We start from the raw sequence: 26610 nt of genomic DNA on the forward strand, positions 1-26610 counted from the left end.
GAATTGTCGATGTATTATAGATAATCGCGTACACGGCACGCAGTTTTTACTTCCGCGCAGCTATACTTGTATCATGTTGACGACAGTTGGAACCCATTGTATGACCGCGAAACCGCGCCAGCCCACACCGCAAATCGTTTCTTCGGCCCATCTGGTGTCGGAAAAGGGCGCCGAGACCTCCGAGCTCGAATATGGCCTGATCGTGGCCAGCAATGCGTTCAATCGCTGGATGGCGCGCTGCATGTCGGCCGCCGGGGTCAAGGACATGGCGCCGGTCGAAGTGTCGTTGCTGCATCATGTGAATCACCGCGACCGCAAGAAAAAGCTCGCCGACATCTGCTTCGTGCTGAATATCGAAGACACGCACATTGCCACCTACGGCCTGAAGAAGCTGGTCAAGGCCGGTTACGTCAAAAGCGAGAAGATCGGCAAGGAAGTGTTTTTCTCCGCGACCGACAAGGGCAGTGCGCTGTGCCTGCGTTATCGCGAGGTGCGCGAGCAGTGCCTGATCGAGGCGCTGGCCGAGAGCGGTCTGGAGAGTCGGGCGATCGGCGATGCGGCGCAACTGTTGCGAACCATCTCCGGGCTATACGATCAAGCCTCGCGCTCGGCCGCTTCGCTGTAGAGCGTGGCCGATTCGGTGAGCACGATGTCCAGGCGCACGTCATGCGGCTGGACCTTCAGGGCGGGCGTCTCGGTGGCCTCGAAGGCGATGCCGACCGCGCGCGGGCGTGGATCGAGCGCCGCCAGGGTGCGGTCGTAGAAGCCGCCGCCGTAACCCAGCCGGTAACCCTGCCGGTTGAATCCCACGCAAGGAATCAGAATCAGGTCGGGCGCCAGCGGCTGGTTGTGGGCCGGAACCGGAATCCGGTAATAGCCCTCGAGCATCGGACTGTCGGGCGTCCAGGCATGGAACACCAACGGTTCGCGCGGATCCGTCACCACCGGCAGGGCGGCCAGCCGACGCTGGCCGGCGCTGCCTTGCGCCAGCCACTCGATGATCACCGGGCGCGCATCGAACTCGTCAAGAATGGGCCAATAAAAACCGACGCACGCGGGGGCTTCGCGCGCCAGCAGATCGGCCAGCCGCTCGCTCAACATGGCATCGCGGCGCGGGCGATCGGGCAGCTCGCGCCGTACTGCCAACAGATTGGAGCGCAGTGTTGTTTTCGTTGCTTTTGCCTGCGTTGGCGGCTCCTCGCCGATGGGGTCCCGTGCTATGCTAGCTGCCATCCTGTCCCTGCCGCAGTTGTTAATAATGTCAAAGCGTTTGACTCGAGTATATCGCGTAGTTGCGGCCTTTTTGACAGCCGCCAGTTTGGTGGCCTGCACTACCACCGGCGCGGCAAGTCACTTCCGCCACGCCAGGCTCGAACGGCCCACGGCAATCCCGCAAACCCCCGATGAGATTTTCGTTGCGCTGCGCAATGCGGCGCTCGATAACGACGTGGCGCGCGCCACCGAATTGGCCGAGCATCTGCGCGATTACCCGATCCAATCCTACGTCCAGTATTTCCAGATCAGGCCGCAGATGTTCGACTCGCAGGGCAAGGCGCTGGTCGATGCGCCCGACGACATCATCCGCGCCTTCCTGAACAAATATCGCGGCCGGGCGATTGCCGACCGCCTGCGCAACGACTGGCTGCTGGTGCTGGGCAAGCGGCACGACTGGAAAACCTTCGACGCCCAGTACGCCAAGTTCGTGCTCAACGACGATACCCAGGTCAAGTGCTACGCGCTGATGTCGCGCGCCAGCCGTGGCGAGCAGGTGGGTGTCCTGGCGCGCGACCTGCTGGTGCATCCGCGGTATTTCGGCGAAGGCTGCGTCGACATGATCAACATGCTCGCGCAGATGAAGCAGCTCACGCCTGACGACGTCTGGTTCCAGATTCGACAGGCCTACGAGAGCAATTACGTGACGCTGGGCAAGGAAATCGCCGACGCGCTGGGCGACCAGCGGCCCGACGACACGCTGCTCGACATGGCGGCGAATCGGCCGACGCAACTGCTCGCGCGCGGCATCCAGGATACCGACGCATCGCGCCAACTGGCGCTGCTGGCCATTACCCGCATGGCGCGCAACAGTCCCGCGCTGGCCTCGGCCTCGCTCAGCGAGATCTCCGCCTATCTGTCGCCGCAGGAGCGGCAGGCGGGCTGGGGAGAGATCGCTTATCAGGCGGCGCTGCAACTGGATCCCCAGGCATCCGACTGGTATGGCCGCAGCGGCGACGTGCGCCTGTCGTTTCCGGCCCAGCAATGGAAGGTGCGTGCGGCGCTGCGCGCCGGCGACTGGCCGGCGGTGCGCAGCGCCATCGAGCAGCTGGCTCCGGAGCTGCGCGGTGATTCGGTCTGGATCTACTGGTACGGCCGCGCCCTGAGCGCGACCGGCCAATCCGAGGCGGCGCGCCGTCAATTCGAGCGCATCAGCAATCAGTACAACTTCTACGGGCAATTGGCGCTCGAGGCGCTGGGCGGCAAGATCACGATTCCGCCCCGCACGACCGTCACCCCGGCCGAAGTCGACGCGATGCGCAACGTGCCCGGTTTCCTGCGTGCGGAAAAACTCTATGCGCTGAATCTGCGCCTCGAAGGCAACCGCGAGTGGAACTGGGAGCTGCGCCGCATGGATGACCGCCAGCTGCTCGCGGCCGCCGAATACGCCAAGAGCATCGAGCTGTACGATCGTGCGGTCAATACCGCCGACCGCACCCGCACCGAGGAGGACTTCACGCTGCGCTACCTGATGCCGTTTCGCAGCGCGATGGAGCGCAACGCCGCGGCGGTCGACCTCGACCCGGCCTGGGCCTATGGGCTGATACGCCAGGAGTCGCGTTTCATCATCAACGCCAATTCGGCGGTTGGCGCCTCGGGGCTGATGCAATTGATGCCGGCCACTGCACGCCTGGTTGCCCGCAAGATCGGCATCGACTACGATTCGTCGGCAATTCACGACATCGACACGAATCTGCTGCTGGGTACGAATTACCTGTCGATGATCTACAATCAATTCGACGGCTCGGCGGTGCTGGCTTCGGCCGGCTACAACGCCGGCCCAGGGCGGCCACGCAATTGGCGAGCCTCGCTGACGCGGCCGGTCGAGGGGGCCATCTTCGCCGAGACGATTCCGTTCAACGAGACGCGCATCTATGTGGAAAACGTTTTGTCGAACACGACTTACTATGCCGCCCTGATCAGCGGCAAGCCGCAATCGCTCAAGGCGCGGCTGGGGATCATCTTCCCGCAGTAAGAACCGCTTCGCTGCATTTTGATGGCGTTTCTAAGTGCGCGCTTGTCGCCGGGGCGTGTCTGGAGTCTTTCATTGCACGGAGCGAATGATGCGATATACGGGAATTTGCGTCATCGGCGGGTCCGGGTTCATCGGGGCCAGCCTCGTCAATAAACTCATCGAGCAGGGTTACCGCGTCAGGGTGCCGACGCGGCGCGCCGAGGCGGCCAAGGCGCTCGCCATGTTGCCGGGCGTCGAGCTGATCGAATGTAATGTGAATCAGCCCGACGGCTTGGCGCGCGCACTGCGCGGCTGCGACGCGGCGGTCAATCTGGTCGGCATTCTGCACGGCCGGCGCGGCACGCCGTATGGCCCCGAATTCGCCGCCGCGCACGTGGGCCTGCCGGGCGCCATCGCGGCGGCCTGCGAGGCGGCCGGCATCGGGCGCTTGCTGCACATGAGCGCGCTGGGGGCCGATCCGAACGGCCCCAGCATGTATCTGCGCTCCAAGGGGGACGGCGAAGCGGCGGTGCGCTCGCGTCCCGGACTGGCGGTCACCGTGTTTCGCCCGTCGGTGGTGTTCGGCCCCGGCGACAATTTTCTCAACATGTTCGCGCGCATGCAGCGCCACCTGCCGTGCGTGCCGCTGGCATGCGCCGGGGCGCGCTTCCAGCCGATTCATGTCGCCGATGTGGCGCAGGCCTTTGTCAACGCGCTGCCGCTGGCCGACACGGTGGGACGCACTTATGAGCTGGGCGGGCCGCAAGTCTATACGCTGGCCGAGTTGGTGCGGATTGCCGGTCTCGCCAGCGATCATCCGCGCCCGATCATTGCGCTGCCGGATGGCCTGGGCCGCTTGCAGGCGGCCATGCTCGAACACGCGCCGGGCGGACCGCTCCTCACTCGCGACAACCTCGACTCGATGCGCGTGGACAACGTCCTCAGCGGCCCCATCTCGCCCGAGCTCGGGCTGGTGCCGCGCCATCTCGACAGCGCGATCGACTATCTGCTCGGTCGGCTTTTTCAGGAGCGCCTGTCCGCCTATCGCACTCACGCCGGTCGTTGACGACCGGGCGAACGTGCGCGGCCCCTGTGCCGCGCCGCTCGCGCACCGACCCAGCCGCGTGGCATTGACCAGGGGCGGCCTCACCCGGCGCAGGCCGGCCTCGATTCTCAACCTTGTCCGATGGAGTTCGCGTGAAACTGGTGATTGCCAACAAAAACTATTCGTCCTGGTCGATGCGGCCGTGGCTGGTGCTGCAGCATTTCCGCATTCCGTTCGAGGAAATCAGGATCCTGCTCGACCAGCCCGACAGCCATGAAAACATCGTGCGCTACTCGCCCTCCGGGCGCGTGCCCGGCCTGGTCGACGGCGCGGTGACGGTGTGGGATTCGCTGGCGATCTGCGAATACCTCGCCGAAAAATTCCCGGCACTGGCATTGTGGCCGGGCGATGTGGCCGCACGCGCCCACGCCCGCAGCGTGAGCGCCGAGATGCATTCCGGGTTTGGCGAGCTGCGCACGCATATGTGGATGAATATCCGTGCCGATTTCTCCGGCAAGGGCCTCACGCCCGGCGTGGCGGCCGACATCGAGCGCATCGTCGCGCTCTGGGAAGACTGCCTGACGCGCTACCGCGGTCCGTTCCTGTTCGGCGAATTCACGATCGCCGATGCGATGTATGCGCCGGTGGTCATGCGCTTCAACACTTACCGGCCGCCGCTTTCCGCCGTCGCACAGGCCTATGCCGAACGCCTCGGCGCGTTGCCCGCCGTGCAGGACTGGGTGAGGGCAGCCCGCCAGGAAACCGAGGCGATCTCCAAGTACGACAGCCATTCATGAAAATCTACGAAGTGGGCGGCGCGGTGCGCGATGAGCTGCTTGGCCTGACGGTCAAGGATCGCGATTTCGTGGTGGTGGGCGCGACGCCCGAAGAAATGGTCGCGCGCGGCTTTCGCCCGGTCGGTCGCGATTTTCCGGTCTTCCTGCATCCGCTCACGCATGCCGAATATGCGCTGGCCCGTACCGAGCGCAAGACCGCGCGCGGCTATCACGGCTTCGACTTCCATTACGCACCGGATGTCACGCTGGAAGAGGATCTCGCGCGGCGCGACTTCACCATCAATGCAATGGCGCGCGAGGTGCTGCCCGACGGCACCATCGATGCCCTGGTGATCGATCCATACGGCGGGCGCGACGATTTGCACATGGGCGTGTTCCGGCACGTCGGCGCGGCATTCGCCGAGGACCCGGTACGGATTCTGCGATGCGCCCGTTTTGCCGCGCGTTTTCACACGTTTTCCGTGGCGCCGTCCACGCTCGGCCTGATGCGAGAGATGGTCGACAACGGCGAGGTCGATGCACTGGTGCCCGAGCGCGTCTGGCAGGAACTCGCGCGCGGCCTGATGGAACACCGGCCGTCGCGCATGTTCGCGGTGCTGCGCGAGTGCGGCGCGCTGGCCCCTGTGCTGCCCGAAGTGAATCGCCTGTGGGGAGTGCCTCAGCGCGCCGATTATCACCCGGAGATCGACACCGGCCTGCACATCATGATGGTGCTCGATTACGCCGCCTCGCAAGGCTTCAGCCTGCCGGTACGATTCGCCGCGCTCACGCACGATCTGGGCAAGGGCACCACGCCGGCCGATATCCTGCCGCGCCACCTCGGGCACGAGGGGCGCAGCGTCGACTTGCTCGGACCGCTGTGCGGCCGGCTGCGCGTGCCCAACGACTGCCGTGAGCTGGCCCTGGTCGTCGCGCGCGAGCATGGCAACATACATCGCTGCGGCGAGTTCGGCGCGGCGCCGCTGGTGCGCCTGCTCGAGCGTTGCGACGCGTTGCGCAAGCCGGCGCGCTTCAGGGAAATCCTGCAGGCGTGCGAAGCCGACGCGCGCGGCCGCCTGGGGCTGGTGGATACGCCCTACCCGCAGGCCGAGCGACTGCTGGCGGCGCTGGCCGCGGCGCAAGGCGTCGACGCCGGGGCCGTGGCGCAAGCCTGCAGCCAGCCCGGCGCCATCCGCGAGGCCGTGCAAGCCGCCCGCATCGAGGCGGTGGATGCGGCGCTCGGGGCAGGCGGGCCGTCCGCTGCGCCATAGCCGCAAGGTGTGATCTGGGACATTACGGACGATTTGATTTCAGAGTATTCTGTGCCTCCATTTCTACGCGTCCTGGCGTAGCAGGAGAGCCATCATGAATCAGCCCCCCTCCTCGCGCGACCTGCGGATCGATTTTTTTCGTGGTCTGGCGCTTGTCATCATCTTCATCGACCATACGCCGAACAATCTGCTCGGCAATTTCACGCCACGCATGTTCGGCCTGAGCGACTCGGCGGAAACCTTTATTTTTCTGGCCGGCGTGTCATCGGCACTGGCCTTCGGCCGCAGTTTCGAACGGGCCGGCTGGTTCGCCGGCCTGGGCCGCGTGGCGCAGCGCGTCTGGCAGTTGTACCGCGCGCATATCGGCCTGTTCGTCGCGGTGTTTGCCATCGCGGTGGCGGCCGACCAGCACTTTGGCGGCGGGCGTTATGTGGCCAGCCTCAATCTGACCCAAGTGCTGGCCGACCCCGGCACCTCGCTGGTCAAGCTGCTGTCGCTGGGATATTTGCCCAATCTGTTCGATATCCTGCCGCTCTACATGTTTTTTCTGGCCGGCGTACCGCTGATGGTGCTATGCGCGCGGCTCTCGCCCAGGCTGGTCATCGCACTGTCGGTCGCCCTGTATGTGGTCGGCACCGCGAACCGCTGGAATCCGGTGGCGGACCCGACCACCGGCCGGCCCTGGTTCTTCGATCCGTTCGCGTGGCAGATTCTGTTCGTGATCGGTTACGGTTTCGGGGCCGGATGGTTCGCCATACCGCGGGTTACCGTCAGGCGCCTGGCGCTGGCCGCGGCAGTGCTTGCGCTGGGGTCGTGGCTGGTGTTCGCGATGCGCTGGCCGCTTCATCCCGGACTGCTGGCCGATGCGCGCGACATGCTGGCGGTGCTGGCCCGCAAGACCGACCTGGGCGTGCTGCGCCTGCTGTATTTCTTCGCGCAGGCCTACGTCGTGGTGGCGCTGCTGAGGCTGGTGCCGACTTTCCCGGCTTCGGGCCTGGCGCGCCAGGTCGTGCTGATCGGCCAGCACTCGCTGCCGGTGTTTGTGCTGGGCGTGATGATGTCGTTCATCGGCGGCATCGTGTTCGACCGTCTCGGCATGGGCGTACTGCCGAATCTGCTGGTCAATGGCGGTGGCGTTGCGCTGCTGTGGGTGTGGGCCGGCGGTGCGGCATGGTTTGGCCGTCAACCCTGGCGCCGGCCGCGTGGCGAGTCGCTTGGCCAGGCCCGGCGCTCACGTGCGTCGGCATGACGCTTGTCATTGAACAGGCCGGCCGCCGTGGCCGGCCTTGGCGTCTAGCGTCGCCTTGCCGCAGGGTTCAAGCGAACCAGCTGCGCAATTGCTCGGCATCGGCAAGCGGCCGGTGCAGCACGCCGGCAGCGCTGGCGAATTGACGGATCAGAGCCGCGTTATCCGGCGCCAACTCACCCTGGGCCAGCAGCATATTGTTTTCGAAACCGAGCCGCGCATGACCGCCGAGCAGCGCCGCGGCCAGCGCGCATTCGGCCTCGCGCGCGCCGAACGCGCAAACCGCCCAGCGCACGCCGGCGCTGAGCGCGGTCTCGGCGTGCCAGGCGTGCAGGAACGGCAGCAGGTCGTCGGGCGACGAGGTTTGGCCCGCGCTGTAGCGTCCCAGCACGAACAGCACCCAATGACCGCCCGGGGGAATCAGGCCGCGCCGGCGCAAATCGAAGTAGCGGCCGACATCGGCCGCGTCGTAGAGGATGTATTGCGGCACGATGTGCTCGGCCGCCAGCCAGCCGAAGAATGCGGTGGCCTCGCTCTCATGCGCGGCATCGGGCACCAGCTCGCGTAGCGCGGCCGACACTGCCTCGGGCCGCAGTTCCCGCACCACGGCCATTTGCTGGGCCGGCGTATATCGGCCGACCGCCTCGGTCGTCACCTGCAGCACCAGCCGCTGGCCGACCGCCTGGCGCACCCGCTCGATGGCCGGCCGATAGTCGGCCGCTTCCAGGCTATGAGTGCCATCGGCGTGTCGCACATGCAGATGCAGCATCGCCGCGCCGGCGTCCAGGCAGGCGCGCGCGGTGGCCGCGAGTTCGTCGGGCGTGATCGGCAGCGCCGGGTGGTCGGCGTGGGTCTTGCGCGCGCCGTTGGGGGCGCTGGCCACGGCGATGGGGGCGCGCTCGGGCAGGGGCGGGGTGGCTGTGCTGGTCATGGCAGTCTCACTCAAGGGTTAAGGCAGCGTCGATGGCGAGCGCCAGGCGCTCGACGATCTGTTCGATGGCGGCAGCGTCGCAAATGAATGGCGGCGCCAGCAGCACGTGGTCGCCGCTTACGCCGTCGATGGTGCCGCCCATCGGGTAGGTCAGCATGCCCAGGCGCATCGCCTCGCGCTTGATCCTGGCATGCAGCCGGCGCGCCGGGTCGAACGGCGCCTTGCTGGCGCGCTCGGCCACCAGCTCCACGCCGACGAACAGGCCGCGTCCGCGCACGTCGCCGATATGCGGATGCTCGGCGAAGCGGGTGCGCAGTTGCGAGCGCAGTTGTTCGCCGCGCGCCAGCACGTTATCGAGCAGCTTCTCTTCGGCGATGACGTTCTGCACTTCGAGCGCGGCCGCGCAAGCGGTCGCGTGCCCGAGATAGGTGTGGCCATGCTGGAAAAAACCCGATCCGCCGACGATCGCGTCATACACCCTGTCGTGCGCGAGCGTCGCGCCGATCGGCTGATAGCCGGCGCCGAGTCCCTTGGCGATGGCGAGAATGTCGGGCACCACGCCGTCTTCGTTGCAGGCGAACAAATGACCGGTGCGCCCCATGCCCGACATGATTTCGTCGAGAATCAGCAGCACGCCGTATTTGTCGCACACGGCCCGAATCTTCTTCAGATATTGCGCCACGGGCGGGACCGCGCCGGCGGTGGCGCCGACCACTGTCTCGGCCACGAACGCCGCCACGCGCTCGGCACCCAGCTCGACGATCTTCGCTTCAAGCTCGTCGGCCAGCCGCTGCGCATACTGTTGCTCGGTCTCGCCGGGTAATTGGTCGCGGTAAGCGTAGCAGGGTGATACATGGTGCGCCGGCACGAGGATCGGCAGGAATGGTTCGCGCCGCCAGGCGTTGCCGCCGATGGCCAGTGCGCCCAGCGTATTGCCGTGGTAGCTCTGGCGCCGAGCGATGAAATACTGCCGTTGCGGCGCGCCGCTTTCGACGAAATACTGGCGCGCCAGCTTCAGCGCGGCTTCGATGGCTTCCGAGCCGCCCGAGACGAAGTACACGTGATTGAGTCCGGCCGGCGCGCTTTGTACCAGGCGCGTGGCAAGCGCCTCGGCCGGCTCGCTGGTGAAGAACGAGGTGTGCGCATAGGCCAGCGACTGTGCCTGGCGCTGGATCGCCGCGATGACGCGCGCGTGGCCGTGCCCCAGGCACGACACCGCGGCGCCGCCCGAGGCATCGAGATAGCGCTTGCCCTCGCTGTCGATCAGATAGATACCCTCGCCGCCGATGGCCGTGGGCAGCGGCAGGCGCGGGTTGCGATGAAATACATGCGTCATGTCGGGGTTCCGGGAGAGCGTGCGGTCATATCAGTCACTGAGCGCGCCACGCCGGGGCGCGCGCACGTAGGCGCGCGCCTGCCGGAGTTGCATATCGGTCTGCGCCAGCCGCTCGAGCGCGGCCGGACCGGCCAGCCGGAACCAGCGCAGCACAAGCGCGTCGAGCAATGCCAGCGGCGCGGCCAGTGAATGAAAGAACGATGGAATCGCCACCGGCGCGAGCAGTACGACGTCGGCTGCGTCGGCACCGGGCGCCAGGGTGCTGTCGGTCAGAAAAATCAGCGTGGCGCCGCGCGCTCGCGCATAGGCCATGCTCTCGATGATTTCTCGCGTGTAAGGGTCGAAGGTCACGGCCAGCACTGCGTCGCCCGCTTCGACAAAGCGCAGCGGATCGGCCATCGTGTGCCCCGCGCCATACGACACGATCACCTTGTCGTCGAACAAATGCGTCGCGTAGCCCAGGAAGTGCGTCAGCGCCAGGCAACTGCGCGCGCCCAGCAGCACCACGCGGCGGGCCCCATGCAGCGCCTGGGCGGCCCGCTCGAGCGACGGCGCATGGTCGGCCGAGAATGCCGCATCGAGATGAGCGGCGATGGCCTGACCGATGCGGCGCATGTCGCCAGCCGGCTCGACCTCGTCGGGTGTGTTGGCATCGCCCGGCGCGAGCGTGCTGGCGCGCTGCGCAAAGCCGTCGGCCTGGGCCCGTACGTGTTCGACGCAAATCGCGCGCACTGCCGCGAAGTCGTCGAAGCCCAGCGTGCGGGCCAGGCGGGAGAAGGTGGCGGGCGGCAGCTCGCACTGCCTGGCCAGTTCGCGCATCGACAATAGAGCGACATCGTCCCGATGCGCCTCGAGCGCCATCGCGGCGCGGCGCAACTGGGGCGACAGCGTAGCGGCTTTGTCGCGCAGCAGCGCGATCAGCTGGTCGTAATTCATCACGGGGGCGAGCATCCGAATTGACTCAATTGTTTCATAATATTAAAAATGAAACAATTGAGTCATCTGGGGTTAACCCAAGAGCCGGGCTTATTTGAGCCGCTGCGCGGGTTTGTGACGGCGTCGCGTGGGAATTTACAGAAAGCGCATCAACAGCATGCCCAGTACCGACAGCACCACCGTCGAGGCAAACGGAAAGACGTATTCCTTGCCGCGCCAGCGCAGGCGCAGGTCGCCCGGCAGGCGGCCGACGCCCAGGCGGCTCAGCCAGGGCTGGGCCGACGACAGGATCGTGACGGCCACGAAGACGGTAAACATCCAGCGGAACATGGCGTTACAGCGTATGGGAGCGGTCGCCGCCGGCGAAACCGGAGAGCGTGCCGTCGATCTGTCTGGCGAAGCCGATGACCTTGAACAGCTCGCCCATTTCCGCTTCCGAGAGCAGCTTCTGCACGCCGTTGACGGCGGGCAGGTAGGTCAGCGGGTCGGTCGCGTCGAGCGTGCCTACCAGGTCGAGCAGGCCGCCGTTGAGCAGAAAGCGCGCCTGCGAGGTAAAGCCGAGCAACTCGAGGCCGGCCTCGATCCCGGCCTCGGCAATGCCGGTGAATTCGACGTGCGCGGTGATGTCCTGCAGGCCCGGGTAGTAGAACGGGTCGTCGTGCGCATGGTGCCGGTAGTGGCACATCAGCGTGCCTTGCGCTCGCTGCGGGTGGTAGTACTCGCGTGCCGGAAAGCCATAGTCGATCAACAGCAGCGCGCCGCGCACCAGCACCGGCGCGACGCTGCGCACGAACGCCTGGGCCGCCTCGTGGCTCTCGGTCACATAGCCGTCGTCCGGCGCCAGATCGCGCAGCGCGGCGGGCGTCGCGCCGGCCTGGTCGACGAAAGCGAAGCTGCCGTCGCGCACTGTCACGCCGCGCTCGAGCCACTGCCCATCGCGCCGCACGTGCAGGCGTACCGGCATCGCGTCGAGCACTTCGTTGCCGATCATCAGGCCGCTGAAAGCGGCCGGCAGGGCGTCCAGCCAGATCACGCGATCGACCAGGTGCGGCGCGGCGGCGCTCAGCGTCGCGCGTTGCCGCTCGCGCAGCTCGCCCGACAATTCCAGGATCGCGTACTGGGCGCAGGGCCGGCCGAGCGCCTCGAGTTCGAGCAGCAGGTCGGCGGCCAGACGCCCGGAGCCGGCGCCGAACTCCAGGATGTGCGCCGCGCCGCTGGCCTCGAAAACCTCGGCGGCCTGGCGCGCCAGCGTGCGGGCGAACAGCGGCGTGAGCTCCGGCGCGGTGACGAAATCGCTGCCGTCGCTGGCCAGCTTGCCGAACTTGGCCGCGCCGGCGCTGTAATAGCCCAGGCCGGGCGCGTAGAGCGCCAGCGCCATATAGCGATCGAACGGCACCCAGCCGCGCGCGGCGGCGATGGCCGACGCGATGTGGCGCGACAATTGGCGCGAATGTTCCAGCGCGACGGGCTCCGGAACGGGTAAACTAGGGGGTTTTGGTGCGGCCTGATTCATCCCGGCATTGTAGCGGAGTGGCTCGGGCGCGGTGCGCGATGTGGTGCCTGATGGGCGCAAGTAAAGCACATGACTGATTCTTCTTCCCCCCTGACCCCCTTGCCGGCCGAGCCGGCGCAAGCCGGTGCCGGGCCGCGCATTGCCCTGGTGACGGGCGCGGCGCGGCGCATCGGGCGCAGCATCGCGCTCGCCCTGGCGCGCGGCGGCTGGGACATCGCCGTGCATTGCGGCGCCTCGCTGGACGAGGCGCGGGCGGTGGCCGGCGAGATCGAGGCGCTGGGGCGCCGCGCCGCGGTGCTGCCCGCCGATCTGGCCGACGAGGCCGCCGCCGCCGGCCTGATCGAGCGCTGCCGGCAGGCGCTGGGGCTGCCCGATTGCGTGGTCAACAACGCCTCGCTGTTCGCCTATGACACGCCCGAGACCTTCGGCTACGCGGCACTGGCGCGGCATGCCGCGATCAACACCGGCGCCCCGCTGGTGCTGGCCCGCGAACTGCACCGGGCGCTGCCCGACGACGGCCGCGCGGTGATCATCAACCTGCTCGACCAGAAACTGGTCAACATGAATCCCGACTATCTGTCGTACACCCTGTCGAAAGCCGCCCTGCAGGCCGCGACGGTAGCGCTGGCCCAGGCCTTCGCGCCGAAGCTGCGGGTGGTGGGGGTGGCGCCGGGCATCACGCTGGTCTCGGGCAGCCAGAGCGCCGAGAACTTCGCCGTGGCTCACCGGCAAACGCCGCTGGGCCGCTCTTCCACGCCGGACGACATTGCCCAGGCGGTGGCTTATCTGGCACAGGCGCCGGCCGTGACCGGCACGGTGCTGATGGTCGACGGCGGCCAGCACCTGCAACCCTCGCTGCGCGACGTGATGTTCGCGATCGAATCCCCATAAGAGAACCCCCACCATGTATAGCGCCCTGTTTCACTCCCGCCTCGCCGATTGCCGCCGCATGTTTTTGCGCGACTATGAGGTGAACATCAATATCGGCGTGCACGAGTTCGAAAAACGCGGCGAGCAGCGCGTGCTGATCAACGTCGAATTATTCGTTCCGCTGGCGCAATCGACGCCGCAGCAGGACAAGCTCGATGAAGTCGTCGATTACGACTTCATGCGCGAGACCATTGCCAACCGCGTCGCCCAGGGCCATATCCACCTGCAGGAAACGCTGTGCGACGACGTCGCCAAAATCATGCTGGCGCACCCCCGCGTGCGCGCGGTACGGGTTTCGACCGAAAAGCCCGATGTGTATCCGGACTGCGAATCGGTCGGCATCGAAGTGTTTCTCATCAAGGATGCCTGAGCATGAGCGCGGTCATGCATGACGCGGCGAGCGCGCCGGACACCAAGGCGGCGCAAAAGCTCGCCTTCGAGAACAACAAGCTCGAGAAGCGGCTGGCGCGCCTGGTCGGCAAGGCGATCGGCGACTACAACATGATCGAGGACGGCGACAAGGTCATGGTATGCCTGTCCGGCGGCAAGGACAGCTATGCGCTGCTCGACATCCTGCTCAAGCTGCGCGAGCGCGCGCCGATCCACTTCGATCTGGTGGCCGTCAATCTCGACCAGAAGCAGCCGGGCTTTCCCGCGCATGTGCTGCCCGATTACCTGAGCGGCCTGGGCGTGCCGTTTCATATCGAAACGCAGGATACCTACAGCATCGTCAAGCGACTGGTGCCCGAGGGCAAGACCACCTGCTCGCTGTGCTCGCGACTGCGGCGCGGCATCCTGTACCGTGTGGCGGGCGAGCTGGGTGCGACCAGGATCGCGCTGGGCCACCACCGCGACGACATCCTCGAGACACTGTTCCTGAACATGTTCTACGGCGGCAAATTCAAGGGTATGCCGCCCAAGCTGCAATCGGACGACGGCCGCCACATCGTGATTCGCCCGCTGGCCTACGTGAAGGAGCGCGATCTGGAGCGCTACGCGGAGTTCAAGGCGTTCCCGATCATCCCGTGCAACCTGTGCGGCAGCCAGCCCAATCTCAAGCGCGCCGAGATGAAGGCGATGATCCGCGACTGGGAGCGCAGGTTTCCCGGGCGCATCGAGTCGATCTTCAACGCGCTGGGCAATGTCGTGCCGTCGCACCTGATGGATCCGCAGTTGCATGACTTCAAGGGGCTGCGCGCCACCGGCCGCGCCGACCCGAACGGCGACATCGCGTTCGACGAAGCGCCCGACGAAGCCTGCGGCGCCACGGCAATGTCAGAAACGGCGGTTACATTTGTTCACTTCGACGACTGAGCGTTCTGACTACAATTATTTTCATCGTGACTCAGGTATTGCCATGAATATCGTCATTCTCGCCGCGGGGCTCGGCAAGCGCATGCGCTCCTCGCTGCCCAAAGTGCTGCACCCGCTGGCTGGCCGGCCATTGCTGGGGCACGTGATCGACACCGCGCGCGCGCTGTCGCCGGGCCGGCTGGTGGTGGTGATCGGTCACGGCGCCGGCCGGGTGCGCGAGGCGCTGGGCGCGCCCGACATTCTTTTTGCCGAGCAGGCCGAACAGCTCGGCACCGGACATGCGGTGCAGCAGGCCGCGGCGCAGCTCGACGAATCGGTGCCGACGCTGGTGCTGTACGGGGATGTGCCGCTCACGCGCGCGCAAACCCTGCGGCAACTGGTGCAGGCCGCCGGCGACCGCAAGCTCGGCGTGCTCACCGTCTCGCTCGACGACCCGAGCGGCTACGGACGCATCGTGCGCGACGCGGCCGGGCGCGTGCAGCGCATCGTCGAGCAGAAAGACGCCACTCCGGAGCAATTGGCGATTCACGAGATCAACACCGGCATCATCGTGGCTCCGACGCGCCGGCTCAAGGCGTGGCTCGGCACGTTGTCCAACAGCAACGCGCAGGGCGAATACTATCTGACCGACGTGGTCGAGCGTGCCGTCGCCGACGGCATGGACGTGGTCACCGCGCAGCCGGACGCCGCGTGGGAAACCCTGGGCGTGAACAGCAAGACGCAACTGGCCGAGCTCGAACGCATTCATCAGCGCAACGTGGCATTGGCGCTGACCGACGCCGGCGTGACGGTGCTCGACCCGGCGCGGCTCGACGTGCGCGGCACGCTCACCTGCGGCAACGACGTGACGATCGACGTCGGTTGCGTGTTCGAGGGGCAGGTCAGCCTGGCCGACGGCGTGGTGATCGGCCCGCACTGCGTGATCCGCGACAGCGAGATCGGCGCCGGTACGCACGTCGATGCATTCAGCCATCTCGACGGCGCGCGCATCGGCGCGCAGGCGCGCATCGGGCCGTATGCCCGTCTGCGTCCGGGCGCGGCGCTGGCCGACGAGGTGCACATCGGCAACTTCGTCGAAGTCAAGAACAGCACGCTGGCCGCCGGCGCGAAGGCCAACCATCTGGCCTATGTGGGCGACTCGACGGTCGGCGCGCGCGTGAATGTGGGCGCAGGCACCATCACCTGCAATTACGATGGCGCCAACAAGCATCGCACGGTCATCGAAGACGACGTTTTCATTGGTTCGGATACCCAACTGGTGGCGCCCGTCACGGTAGGCAAGGGCGCGACCATCGCGGCCGGCACGACGGTGTGGCAGAACGTCGAGGCGGGCGCGCTGGTCCTGAACGAAAAGCGGCAGGTCAGCCGGGCCGATTACACGCGCCCGGCCAAGAAGCAATGATGCTGCCGGGCAGGCGGCTTACCGAGAACACTTAAAAGGACAAATCATGTGTGGCATTGTCGGCGCGGTGGCGCAACGTAACGTCGTATCGATTCTGGTCGAAGGCCTGCGGCGCCTCGAATACCGCGGTTACGATTCGTGCGGCGTCGCCGCGCTGGCCGGCGATCGGCTCGAGCGCGCGCGCAGCGTGGCGCGCGTGGCCGACCTGGCTGCGCAAGTCGAGCAGAGCGGGCTGGCCGGCGAGACGGCTATCGCGCATACCCGCTGGGCCACGCACGGCGCGCCCGTGACCGTCAACGCGCACCCGATTTTTTCATGCGACGAAATCGCGCTGGTGCATAACGGCATCATCGAGAACCACGAGGCGCTACGCGAGGAGCTGCGCGGCCAGGGTTACGAGTTCGTCTCGCAGACCGACACCGAGGTGATCGCCCACCTGGTACATCTGCTGCTCAAGAACCACGCCGCGGACGACCTCTTCAAGGCGGTGCGCCTGGCCACCAAGCGTCTGCACGGCGCGTACGCGATTGCCGTGTTCCGCAAGCAGGAGCCGCATCACGTGGTCGGCGCGCGCGTCGGCTCGCCGCTGGTGGTCGGGCTCGGCAACGGCGAGAACTTCCTCGCCTCCGACGCGCTTGCGCTGGCGGGCACGACCGACCAGTTCATCTACCTCGAAGAAGGCGACGTCGCCGAGCTGACCCTGGACGGCGTGAATATCGTCGATCGCGACGACGCCCCGGCCCAGCGCGAAGTGCGCACCGTGACCGCCTACAGCGGCGCGGTCGATCTCGGCCCGTACCGCCATTACATGCAAAAGGAAATCTTCGAACAACCGCGTGCCATCGCCGACACCATGGAGGGCGTGGCCGCGATCACGCCCGAGCTGTTTGGCGCGAACGCGGCCGGCACCCTCGGGCGGGTCGACTCGCTGCTGATTCTCGCCTGCGGCACCAGCTACTACTCCGGGCTGACGGCCAAGTACTGGCTCGAATCGATCGCCCGGATTCCCACGCAGGTCGAAGTCGCCAGCGAATACCGCTATCGGGACAGCGTGCCGAACCCCAACGCGCTGGTGGTGGTGATCTCGCAATCGGGCGAAACCGCCGACACCATGGCCGCGCTGCAGCATGCGCAGTCGCTCGGGCACCAACACACCCTGGCCGTATGCAACGTGGCCACCAGCGCGATGGTGCGGCAAACCGCGCTGCACTACCTGACGCGCGCCGGCACCGAAATCGGCGTGGCTTCGACCAAGGCCTTCACCACGCAACTCGCGGCGCTGTTCCTGCTCACGCTCACGCTGGCCAAGCTGCGCGGCCATCTCGACGCGGCGCAGGAAGAAAGCTATCTGACCCGGCTGCGCCACCTGCCGGCGGCGCTCAACAGCGTGCTGGCGCTGGAGCCGCAAATCATCGCCTGGGCCGACGAATTCGCCCGCAAGGACAACGCGCTGTTCCTCGGCCGCGGGCTGCACTACCCGATCGCGCTCGAAGGCGCGCTCAAGCTCAAGGAAATCTCGTACATCCACGCCGAGGCCTATCCGGCCGGCGAACTCAAGCACGGTCCGCTGGCGCTGGTCACGGAAGCCATGCCGGTGGTCACGGTGGCGCCCAACGACGCGCTGGTCGAAAAGCTCAAGTCCAACATGCAGGAAGTGCGCGCGCGCGGCGGCCAGCTCTACGTATTCGCCGACGCCGACACCCACATCGGCAATGGCGACGGCATCCATGTCATCCGCATGCCCGAGCATTACGGCCCGCTCTCGCCGATCCTGCACGTCGTGCCGCTGCAGCTGCTGGCCTACCACACCGCCTGCGCGCGCGGCACCGACGTCGACAAGCCACGCAACCTGGCGAAGTCGGTGACGGTGGAGTGACGGCGAAGTAACGGTCAAGTAACGTGTGCGCGGGAAATAAAGTCGTTTACTGAAAATAAAGTCGCTGACTGGGAAATATAGTTGCTGACCGGGCCGAGCCCGGAAGGAAACAAAATCTCTTACCAGGCAGGTTCCGTGCGTCCTGCTGGGCGGCACGCTCGCGTGTGCCGCCACGGCTGGCCAGACTGCAACACTCAGCGCCCGTGTACGCGTTGATCCTCGGCGTAAGCCAGTCCTCCTTGCGTGAAGAGTCCAGTCCGCCAACGCCGTCCTACACGAGATAAGGCGACTGGCGGGCGTCGGCACCTCGGCCGAAGCATGCATTGGGCACAGATTTTGGCAATGGCCGCAATGCCGCGCGATGCGGCCGCTGCCTATAGCTGGCAGGCACCTCTCGGTGTCTCGCCTAAGCTGCCGGCATTAGGAGGGACGGTGGGATTTGGGAGAAGTTTCAGTTCATCGCCACAAATCTGCACCAAGCCGTTGCGCCGCAACCGCGCGAGACTGCGGTAGAGCGCCTCTGGCGTGAGCCCGAGCTCCGCTGCCCATTCCCGGCGGGTAGAGGCCAGCGACAGTAGGCCGTCGGAGCCCTCCGTCTCGATCGCGTGCAGGATGCGGTCGCATGCGCCCTTGAGGCTGAGGCGCTCAAGGCGTAGCCGTGCGGAGCGAAGCTGCTCGGCCAGGCGGGTTGCCCACCATAGCGCCAGGTCCGGGGAACTGCGCAATGCCTTCAAAACGCGCCCTCGGGGAAAACTCCAGACCGTGGACGGCTCTGCCGCGACCGCATCGCAGTGATAGCGTGTGGCCTGCAGGCTCGCCTCCGCCACGAACCCCTCGCGCACGCGCTGCAGGATGACGTTGTGACCATGGGGCGATGTCCGCTGCAACTGGACCTCGCCAGACTCGACCCAGAAGACGTGCGTCGGTACGCGACCCCGAAGAAACAGGTTTTCGCCCACCCCAAGCCGTGATCGCACGCCGAGGCAGGCGAGATCTGAGGGCCAGCCCACCATAGGATTGTCCGCCGTCGACCGCGAAAACGGGTCCGGGTTGCGCAGGCTATCCATGGTGGCCGCTCCGCGTCGACAAGGGAAGTTCAGGCCCAATCGACATGATCGCGATCATATTCCGATGTCGCCTCCAGCAGGTAGGCTCAGCACCCATCGTTCGGAAGGAGAGCAAGTATGAACACTCCCGGCCTCAGGTATTCGCGGGCCGCAGTGCTTGCATTGCTGCTGTGCGGCGCGGTAACGGCCGGCCTGGCGCAGGGCATGCACACGGGCGCTACCGAGAAATCTGCGAAAGATCCGGGTGCTGACAAGCCTCGATCCGACCCGCGCGCGCTGGTGCAATTTCCACCCGAGGTCAAGCGTGAGACGCTGGCCACCATGAGGATGCACCTGCAGGGCCTGGCCGAGATCCAGCAGGCGATGGCCGCTGGCGATCTGGACGCCGCGGCCCGCGTCGCGTCGATGAAGCTGGGCATGTCCTCCATGCATGGCGATCAAGCCCAACAGGAAGCGCGCTACATGCCGCCCGGCATGCGTGAGCTCGGTGCGCGTTTGCATCGGCAAGCTGGTGAATTCGCGCTGGTGGCGCAAGACGCTGCGGCCACCGGCGATGTGCGAAAGGCGCAGGTCATGCTGGGACAGATGATGCAGACCTGTGTGGCCTGCCACGCGGCGTATCGCCTTAAATAGATCATCTCCCCCTGGATGGCACGGATGGATACGCCCGGGATCTTGATCTGCACCAATGAGGTCGTGACGCCGTCCCGCTGATCTCAATGGCCGGCTTGTATACCGCTGCAGTCGTTGTCAGCGGCGCGCCCTGATGCCCGCTTCGGCCTAGCAGCACGCATACGCAGGTGGTAGGGGCCCAATGTCTGGCGCTCCTCCAATCAGCGGTGCTGGCACTGGACACAGACCGTTCTCGGAAGCTAGCCAGCCCGATGCGCAACCTTGCGCAGATGCCAAAGGACCACAAAGCCGATGACGTTCCTGGTCGGCGTGCAGGCGCTTCCCCTGCGCGCCCGGGCTGGCAGGGGAAGTGCTTGGACAGGCATGCTTGACAATTGGTGAAAATACGGGTATAAAGCGCCCTTCCTGGGAAAGGCTGCGACGCCTACCGCAACGAGGCCTTCGGGCCGACGGTAAAGATCGACCGCGTGAGCGGAATGGATCCCAGTTGCATGACACAGCAGAAAGGCTGTCGGCAGCCTGCCGAAAACTGCACGCCGTAACCGTTGCAACGGGGTGTTCTGACGCGTCTTTGACGCATTGGACATCCCATGCCTACTTGCAACGTATTTCCTGTCCCTGTTTGTCCCTGCTCCCAGCATGACAGGGGGCGATCATGACTCGCCGGCGCTACGCGTTCGACGAGGATCGCACCCAGCGCTTCCTGGCCGAGGGTCGAGGTACCGGCGAAGGACCCAGCTACCGTCCTTGGCTGCAGATCCAGGACGTGTCATCGATCGGGCGGTCTCACCGTCCCTACGGTATCAAGACCCAGCGTGAACACCACTTGCTGTCCGACGGCGAGTGGAAGAGCTTTCTGCGGCTGGAGGCTGACGCCAAGGTCCTCGACATCTGGGAGCAGTTCCCGATGGATCGGCTCGAGACCTTTCGGCTCGCGCATAAGCTCGGGATCAAGCACCCCATCACGTTGGATGGAACCCCGTATGTCATGACGCTGGACTTCGTCGTGACGACGTCGATTCCGCGGGGACCACGGCTTATTCCCTACACGTTCAAGTACAGCCCCGCGTTGCTGTCCGCACGGGACGAGGAGCTTTTGGTGATCGCGCGTGCCTTTTGCGAGGCGAGCGGCATGCGCTTGCGCCTGATCGATGAGGAGTTCTTCGACGAGCCGTTCATCCTCAACTACGACTTCGTGCGGGCGTGCGATGACATATCGCAATTCGCTTTCTATCAGGAGGTGAATGCGGTCGCCATCATGGAGGCTCTCGCCAGGGAGATCGCACTCGGCAGCGACGACACGATGCTCCGAACCTGCCGTGTGCTGGCAGGGACATTCGAGACGGAGTCCTCCATCGTGTACCAGATCGCGATGCACATGGTCTCTCGAGGCGTGCTGCGCGTCGATCTCAGTTCGCCGAACGGGTTGGAGCGACTGCCTCTCAGTGCCTATACCGCGGTGTTTCAGGATCTGAGGAGGACTGCGTGATGCTTCTTCCGGTCAATACGTTGCTGAAGGATCGGCAGTCCCAGGAAACTCTCCGTGTTCTCGCCATGGTAGCCTCGAAGGACAGTCCGGACCGAACGGCGACGCACTATGTGCTGATCTCGGTCCGCGCGGTGCACGGCATGCCCTATCTCCGTGCGATCGAGCATGTTCACGATCGCGTCGGGCGCCAGGACCTCATCGTCATCGAGGAGCAGTCGGCACTGGTCAATCTGGACCAATTGACGCCACGCGATCAGGTCCTCACGGAGCGTCGTTGGCGGTTGGTTCGATTCGTACTGAAGCTGGATTCGCGCATCTGGGATGTGGCGACTCGCGGGCGTCTCGCACGGCGCTTGGCGTACTTCAAGATTTGCTCGAAGCCCTTCTTCTATGGAGTGCTTCGCCAGTACTGGCAGCGAGGGCAAACCAAGGAGGCGCTGGTTACGGACCTCCGCTTCTGCGGAGCTCCCGGCGTGGATCGAATCCCTGAGCCTGGTGCGCCAAAGCCCGGTCGCAAGCGCACGATCCAACCGGGTACCGGCCTCGGTGCGACCAAGGAGCATCGCCGCCTCATGCGCCTGGCGTGGTCGGCCGCGCCGGTCGGGCGTGACGGACGCAACCTGAGGCGCGCATGGGAGTGGATGATCATTCGGTATTACCCCGAGTACGTGAACGTCAGGCCCCTCTCAGAGACGAAACACAAAGTCGAGGTCAAGAATTACGACGCGATTCCGACGTTCGAGCAGTTCGAGTATCACTGGAAACAGGAGTACCCCTTCGACATCCAGCAGCTCAAGCGTCTGCGCCAGCGAAGGTTCGAGCTGGCTTTCAAGCCGCTCACGACCGGGACCCTGCAGGAGGTGCGAGGGCCGGGCACGCGCTACTACATCGACGCCACGGTTTTGGACGTGTACGTCGTGAGTCGAAAGAACCCGCGCCGGGTCGTCAGTCGACCCACGCTGTACGTGGTCGTGGATCAGTTCTCGCGCATGATCGTGGGGATCTACATCGGGCTCGAGCCTGCCTCGTGGGCCGGGGCAATGCTGGCGCTTTGGAACTGTTCCATCGACAAGGTCGAATACTGCAAACGCTTCGGCATTGAGATTCTTCCCGAGCAATGGCCAACAGGGTACATACCGTTGCATTTGATGGGGGATCGCGCAGAGCTCATTTCCAAAGACGCCAAGCGCCTGGTCAATGGATTCAACCTGGACGTAGAGAACGCCCGTGCCTATTCGGGCCAGTCCAAGGGGGTAGGCGAGCGTACCTTCGGCACGGCGCATGCCATCTTCGGGGCGTTCGCGCCCGGATACATCGACAGGGAGCTCGCCGGGCGCGATGCCGAGCCTGCCATCCTGCAAAGCGCGATGACCTTCGAGGAGATCACCCGGGTGATCATCCATTCCGTCCTTTCTGCCAATACCCGCGTCGTGCGTGATTACGAGGGGTGGCCAGACGTCATCGTGGATGGAGTTCCCTTCGTTCCGGTCAGACTTTGGCAGTGGGGGGTCGACAACCTGCGCGCAGACTTTCGGAAATTCCCCCCGGAACACCTCGTGCGGTATCTATGGCCTCAGAGCGAGATGACGGCCACACGCCGCGGGTTGCAGTTTGCACGGGGTCTCTTCTACATGGGTGACGCCGTGCACGAGCAATCCTGGTTCGCCGAAGCCGTGCATCGACAAACCCGCGTCCAGGCCTTCTTCCACCCAGACGACAACGGACATGCCGTTGTCTTGCTCGGCGATCAGCAGGCGTCATGGTGCGATGTCTCCCTCACCAAGCGCAGCCAGCGATTCGGCGGCGTGAGCCTGAGCGAATACATGGCGCTCGTCCATCAGAAGAAGCGGCAGAACGCTCTCGCTGAGTGGGACACAATGGGCGACCGTGCGGCACACACCAAAGGCATTGCTGAACAGTCCGCGAAGAGCCGACGCAACGCCGAAAAGCAGAAGCCCCCAGGCGAGACCAAGGCCGAACGCACCCGAGACCGACAGAGCGCTCGCGAGGACGAGCTTGCTCTGCAGACGGCCGAAGTGGTCGCAGCCGTGGTGTCCCGAGATGCACCGGAAATCGTGCCTCCAGCCGCCCCTCCGACCCCCGACGAGGAGCGTACGGCTGCGGCCGTGGCCGACCAGTCGCGGGCCGTCCTCGAGGAGCTCCGCCGTCAACGCAAGGCCTCTTCCTGAGGCCCGTTCGATTCCCTATTTCTGAAGTTTCCAACATGCAATCCACCATGAACGCAGTCCCGACCATGATCCCCTCGATTCCCGTCCCGCACGGGGTGCAGCCCCTGCTGGCGAGGTACGAGAAGGATGTCGGCCCCCAACCCGAAAACAACCCGCTCGTGCTGGCGCTGCCGGCCATCAAATCGGACCTGGACTGGATGAAGCAGCTCACGACGCTCCCAGATCATGACGAGGAGCAGCTTCAGGCCCCACCGCACGTGCGGGCCTACCACGTCGTCGCGCTGAAGGACTTCTTCGTGGTGGGCAATCGCGCCTTGCAATTGGCGCGTCAGGTTGACCTCATGATCCGCAGTGGCTATGCCAAGCGCAACCCCCTTGCGGGCGACCACTTTCGCGAGCTGCAACGCGCCTACTCGTCTGCGCAGGCGGCCAAGGCCGGAAAGGTTCAGAGGATTGTCTTTTCGAAGACGAGCGCCATTCTGACGTCCTCACTCATCGGCGTGTCCGGCATGGGCAAGTCGACGACCATGGAGGCGATCCTGGCCGCGTACCCGCAATACCTGCTGCATGAGGCCACGGGAATCCATCAGATCGTGTGGCTGAAAGTGGACTGCCCCAAGGATGGCAACGTCAAGGAGCTTGCTCTGAACATCCTTCGAGCCTTCGACGCCGTGCTGGGGACGGCCCATGCACCCAAGACCACGAAGAACGTCTCGGTCGACGAGCTCATGGCGCGTGTCATGCAGTTGGCCCGGGTGCATTGTCTGGGCCTTTTGGTCGTCGATGAACTGCAAAACGTCAGCGTGCGCAAAAGCGGCGGGCGCGAGGAGCTGCTGAACTGGTTCCAGGAGCTGATCAATGAGCTCAAGCTGCCGGTCTTCATTCTGGGCACGTTCAAGGCTCGGGACGTGTTGCAACTGGACGTGCGTCACGCTCGGCGAGGCGGCGTCATCGGCAGCGCAACCTGGAGGCCCCTGGCGCCCGGTGCCGAGTTCGACCTCCTCATCGAGGAGCTATGGGGCTACCAGTGGCTGCGAAAGCCAGGCGACCTCACGGAGGAATTTCGTTCGGCAGTCTTCGAGGAGACGCAAGGCATTGTGGCCTTCATCGTCGACATGTTCCTCGTATGCCAGCTTCATGCCCTCAGCCAGGGCAAGGAGACGCTGACCGCGGACATGTTCCGCGATGTCGCCCGAAAGGACTTCGAGTTTCTGCAACCCGTGCTTTGCGCGCTTCGCTCCGGGCAGCCGCTCCGGATGAAGAAGTTTCCGGATCTCGGCTCGTATGACGTCGATGAAATCATCCACCATCAGCATATGTTGATCCCCCAGGAGGGAGGCGGGTCCGTCTCGGAAAAGCCGGTCGTCAGCATCCTGGGAGGCGCGGCAGCCAAGATCCAGTCGGCATTGGGCCTGTCCGCCCCTGAAGCGAAGGCCCTGGTCGAGGACGTGCTCACGGCGGACCACAAATCGACGAGGAAGCTCACGGAGGATGCCCTCGCCGAGTACTTCCGTCGGCAGAGCAACGGAGGTGGCGATGCCGTTGCCTGAACCTCGTCCCGATGAGCTTCTCTACAGCACCATCGCCAGGACGGCGTACCACTACGGCTACTGGAGCCCGGCGCAACTGCTCCGGCTTCTCTTTGGGAGCCGCCAGGTCATTGCCGTGCCCGATCTTCCCAGCAATCTTGCTGCCCTGGCCCTACGAACCGCGGACACCTGGGGTCTGAGCGCCGAGGAACTCGCCGAACGGCATACGCTGCTGGGCTACTACACGCACTTTCGAGGGCAACGCGTCCGGCAGGCCGTCCTCGCGTCCATGCGCGAGCGTGGTGGCTTCAATCAGGTCCGCCTGGGCGTCTGCTCTGGCTCGGCCTTGAACCCCACGCGGTTCCGCTTGTGCCTTTCGTGCTACGAAGAGGACAGGAGGTTGGGCCGCGAAGCGTACTGGCATCGCAGCCACCAGTTGCCCGGCGTGCTGGTCTGCGATCGTCACGGCGGCCTGCTCCACGCGACGAACGTACCCTTTCGGCCAGTCGGTCGGCATGAGTACATCGCAGCACCTCAGGACCTATCTCATGCCGACCTCCAACCCGTCGCCCCGGCCCTCCAGCATAGGGAGATCGCCCAGCAAATCGCTCGGCGTTCAGCGTCGCTGCTGCACCTGGCACCCCGATGCACGGATGCGCTTCCAGATTACAGAGACGCCTTGGCCGCTCGTGGGTTCGCCGGCCATCGAGGAACTGCCGAGCGGCTGCGCGAGGCTGTTCGTGACTGCATGGGCGTCGAGCTGATCGAAGGTTCGCTCCGGACCGAGGCAGGGCGAGACCCGCTGCAGTGGTTGGAGGAAGTGCTACGCCAACCGCGTCGCCCGCTGCATCCCTACCGGCATGTCCTCATGGAGGTGTTCCTGCAAGCGTACGGCGAGCGCGCCCAGGAACCTCTCGCGGATGTGCATCGGCCGACCGCGAGCCGGAGGGGGCGTTCTCGGGATTCCGCGGCACGGCATGAGGCGGCGCTGATGGCCAACATGGGGTTCTCGATCCACGCGATCGCGAGTGCCCTGGAGGTCGATTGGAAGACCGCGCAGCGCCTTCTCCAGCCGCTTGCGGTGCCAGCCATTCAGCCGCCTGGGGAGGAGACAGAGGATCACCGCGCGTGGCTCGCCCTCTCTGGCGCTCATCCGGATCTCGGGAAGAAGGCGCTACGCCAGTTGAACCCGGCGCTGTACGCGCGGCTCTATCGCCGCGATCGGGCCTGGCTTCTGTCGTTTCGTGCGGCAGTATCGGTTGCGTCGGTGCCCCGGGGCCGGGTGGATTGGTCTGCCCGGGACGTGCAGCTTGCCGAACGCGTCAGGGCTCAGGCGCGGACCATCCGGGCCGAGCTGCCGATGCGACGAGTATCGCGAAGCCATCTGCTGGGATGCCTGAATGCCCGAGCCTTGCTCGCCCATCACGCCCAGCAGTTGCCCCTGACCCGCGCGGCGCTCGCTGAGGCTTGTGAATCCGTGGAGGCATTCCAGGTCCGACGGTTGGTCCGAGTCCTTGCGGATCATAGCGATGCGAAGGACATCTCGGCTGGACAGGCACTCTGGAAGGCGCGCATTGAACCGTCGCGCTTGGCCGATCGTGGGCGCTCGCTGCTGGCGCTTGCGCGTTCTCAGCTCCCAGGGGGCATGCATGCCAGAGGGTGACGTTCCCGTGGTGCTGAACGAGCCGCAAGTCGCCTGGATGAACGGCTGGAGGCGAACCGGTCACGGCTTGCGCCTGGAAACTATCGTGCAGCAAGGCCCTGCCATCACGGTGGGGCGATCGTGGTCGGCGACAATCATTTTGGCCGGTATAGCGGCGAAGGTTTTGGCCGTTGGGGGGAGTCGTAGGCGGCGTAGCCGCCGGAGGCTCCTCCCAACGGCGGTGCCAAGTCGGCCGGGG

General features: G+C 65.5%; 23 protein-coding genes. 16 read left to right on the forward strand and 7 right to left on the reverse strand.

Annotation, left to right across the window (positions count from 1 at the left end; all coding sequences use genetic code 11):
• The first annotated feature begins 100 nt into the window (after window positions 1-100).
• On the forward strand, window positions 101-625 hold the full coding sequence (locus EPN80_RS00745; protein ID WP_293022338.1) for a winged helix DNA-binding protein: 525 nt from the start codon (window positions 101-103) through the stop codon (window positions 623-625).
• Here the strand turns inward: EPN80_RS00745 and EPN80_RS00750 are convergent.
• On the reverse strand, window positions 595-1233 hold the full coding sequence (locus EPN80_RS00750; RefSeq protein WP_293022340.1) for a 5-formyltetrahydrofolate cyclo-ligase: 639 nt from the start codon (window positions 1231-1233) through the stop codon (window positions 595-597). The genes EPN80_RS00745 and EPN80_RS00750 overlap by 31 nt on opposite strands.
• 25 nt (window positions 1234-1258) lie before the next feature.
• On the opposite strand from EPN80_RS00750, the gene EPN80_RS00755 reads away from it, so the two are divergent.
• The 5 genes from EPN80_RS00755 to EPN80_RS00775 all read left to right on the forward strand — a co-directional run bounded on the left by EPN80_RS00755 (window position 1259) and on the right by EPN80_RS00775 (window position 7567).
• Complete coding sequence (locus EPN80_RS00755) at window positions 1259-3247, forward strand: lytic transglycosylase domain-containing protein (protein ID WP_293022343.1); 1989 nt, start codon at window positions 1259-1261, stop codon at window positions 3245-3247.
• 88 nt (window positions 3248-3335) lie between these two features.
• A complete protein-coding gene (locus tag EPN80_RS00760) occupies window positions 3336-4292 on the forward strand; it encodes a complex I NDUFA9 subunit family protein (protein ID WP_293022421.1) in 957 nt (318 codons plus the stop codon).
• A 131-nt stretch (window positions 4293-4423) separates the two neighbouring features.
• Window positions 4424-5068: a glutathione S-transferase family protein gene (locus EPN80_RS00765; RefSeq protein WP_293022345.1), complete on the forward strand. Its 645-nt coding sequence runs from the start codon at window positions 4424-4426 to the stop codon at window positions 5066-5068.
• Complete coding sequence (locus EPN80_RS00770) at window positions 5065-6318, forward strand: multifunctional CCA addition/repair protein (RefSeq protein ID WP_293022348.1); 1254 nt, start codon at window positions 5065-5067, stop codon at window positions 6316-6318. Before EPN80_RS00765 ends, EPN80_RS00770 begins: the two co-directional genes overlap by 4 nt.
• Window positions 6319-6412: 94 nt before the next feature.
• Window positions 6413-7567, forward strand: a complete 1155-nt coding sequence (locus EPN80_RS00775; protein ID WP_293022351.1) for an OpgC family protein — start codon at window positions 6413-6415, stop codon at window positions 7565-7567.
• 67 nt (window positions 7568-7634) lie between these two features.
• Here EPN80_RS00775 and EPN80_RS00780 read toward each other — a convergent pair whose 3' ends face one another.
• The 5 genes from EPN80_RS00780 to EPN80_RS00800 form a co-directional block, all read right to left on the reverse strand.
• Window positions 7635-8495 (reverse strand): 3-keto-5-aminohexanoate cleavage protein, encoded by an 861-nt coding sequence (locus EPN80_RS00780; protein WP_293022354.1) that lies wholly within the window; start codon window positions 8493-8495, stop codon window positions 7635-7637.
• 7 nt (window positions 8496-8502) lie between these two features.
• Entirely contained in the window at window positions 8503-9831 is a 1329-nt protein-coding gene (locus EPN80_RS00785) for an aspartate aminotransferase family protein (RefSeq protein ID WP_293022356.1), read from the reverse strand.
• Window positions 9832-9861: 30 nt separating this feature from the next.
• Window positions 9862-10767 (reverse strand): MurR/RpiR family transcriptional regulator, encoded by a 906-nt coding sequence (locus EPN80_RS00790; RefSeq protein WP_366469129.1) that lies wholly within the window; start codon window positions 10765-10767, stop codon window positions 9862-9864.
• Window positions 10768-10902: 135 nt separating this feature from the next.
• Window positions 10903-11097 carry a DUF2905 domain-containing protein gene (locus EPN80_RS00795; protein ID WP_293022362.1) on the reverse strand — a complete coding sequence of 65 codons (195 nt, stop codon included), beginning with the start codon at window positions 11095-11097 and terminating at the stop codon, window positions 10903-10905.
• A gap of 4 nt (window positions 11098-11101) precedes the next feature.
• On the reverse strand, window positions 11102-12280 hold the full coding sequence (locus EPN80_RS00800; RefSeq protein ID WP_293022365.1) for an SAM-dependent methyltransferase: 1179 nt from the start codon (window positions 12278-12280) through the stop codon (window positions 11102-11104).
• A 69-nt stretch (window positions 12281-12349) separates the two neighbouring features.
• On the opposite strand from EPN80_RS00800, the gene EPN80_RS00805 reads away from it, so the two are divergent.
• From EPN80_RS00805 to glmS, 5 genes are read left to right on the forward strand one after another with little or no spacing between them, the layout of a single operon-like run.
• Entirely contained in the window at window positions 12350-13171 is an 822-nt protein-coding gene (locus EPN80_RS00805) for an SDR family oxidoreductase (RefSeq protein ID WP_293022368.1), read from the forward strand.
• 13 nt (window positions 13172-13184) lie between these two features.
• Entirely contained in the window at window positions 13185-13580 is a 396-nt protein-coding gene (locus EPN80_RS00810; RefSeq protein ID WP_047215394.1) for a dihydroneopterin aldolase, read from the forward strand.
• A gap of 14 nt (window positions 13581-13594) precedes the next feature.
• Window positions 13595-14524 carry a tRNA 2-thiocytidine(32) synthetase TtcA gene (gene ttcA, locus EPN80_RS00815; RefSeq protein ID WP_366469127.1) on the forward strand — a complete coding sequence of 310 codons (930 nt, stop codon included), beginning with the start codon at window positions 13595-13597 and terminating at the stop codon, window positions 14522-14524.
• Window positions 14525-14567: 43 nt separating this feature from the next.
• Window positions 14568-15926 (forward strand): bifunctional UDP-N-acetylglucosamine diphosphorylase/glucosamine-1-phosphate N-acetyltransferase GlmU, encoded by a 1359-nt coding sequence (gene glmU, locus EPN80_RS00820; RefSeq protein ID WP_293022378.1) that lies wholly within the window; start codon window positions 14568-14570, stop codon window positions 15924-15926.
• Window positions 15927-15972: 46 nt separating this feature from the next.
• On the forward strand, window positions 15973-17802 hold the full coding sequence (gene glmS / locus EPN80_RS00825) for a glutamine--fructose-6-phosphate transaminase (isomerizing) (RefSeq protein ID WP_293022381.1): 1830 nt from the start codon (window positions 15973-15975) through the stop codon (window positions 17800-17802).
• 374 nt (window positions 17803-18176) lie between these two features.
• Here glmS and EPN80_RS00830 read toward each other — a convergent pair whose 3' ends face one another.
• A complete protein-coding gene (locus tag EPN80_RS00830; protein WP_293022383.1) occupies window positions 18177-18869 on the reverse strand; it encodes a Crp/Fnr family transcriptional regulator in 693 nt (230 codons plus the stop codon).
• Window positions 18870-18986: 117 nt separating this feature from the next.
• On the opposite strand from EPN80_RS00830, the gene EPN80_RS00835 reads away from it, so the two are divergent.
• The 5 genes from EPN80_RS00835 to EPN80_RS00855 all read left to right on the forward strand — a co-directional run bounded on the left by EPN80_RS00835 (window position 18987) and on the right by EPN80_RS00855 (window position 26372).
• A complete protein-coding gene (locus tag EPN80_RS00835) occupies window positions 18987-19502 on the forward strand; it encodes a hypothetical protein (protein ID WP_293022386.1) in 516 nt (171 codons plus the stop codon).
• Window positions 19503-20157: 655 nt separating this feature from the next.
• Entirely contained in the window at window positions 20158-20991 is an 834-nt protein-coding gene (locus EPN80_RS00840) for a TnsA endonuclease N-terminal domain-containing protein (protein ID WP_293022388.1), read from the forward strand.
• A complete protein-coding gene (locus EPN80_RS00845) occupies window positions 20988-23180 on the forward strand; it encodes a DDE-type integrase/transposase/recombinase (RefSeq protein WP_293022389.1) in 2193 nt (730 codons plus the stop codon). Before EPN80_RS00840 ends, EPN80_RS00845 begins: the two co-directional genes overlap by 4 nt.
• 35 nt (window positions 23181-23215) lie before the next feature.
• Window positions 23216-24730, forward strand: coding sequence for an AAA family ATPase (locus EPN80_RS00850; protein ID WP_293022391.1), 1515 nt, complete (start codon window positions 23216-23218; stop codon window positions 24728-24730).
• Window positions 24717-26372 (forward strand): TnsD family Tn7-like transposition protein, encoded by a 1656-nt coding sequence (locus EPN80_RS00855; protein WP_293022394.1) that lies wholly within the window; start codon window positions 24717-24719, stop codon window positions 26370-26372. Before EPN80_RS00850 ends, EPN80_RS00855 begins: the two co-directional genes overlap by 14 nt.
• Window positions 26373-26610: the final 238 nt, after the last annotated feature.

Origin of the sequence: Pandoraea sp. (assembly GCF_004297875.1) — a bacterium.
Taxonomy (GTDB): domain Bacteria; phylum Pseudomonadota; class Gammaproteobacteria; order Burkholderiales; family Burkholderiaceae; genus Pandoraea.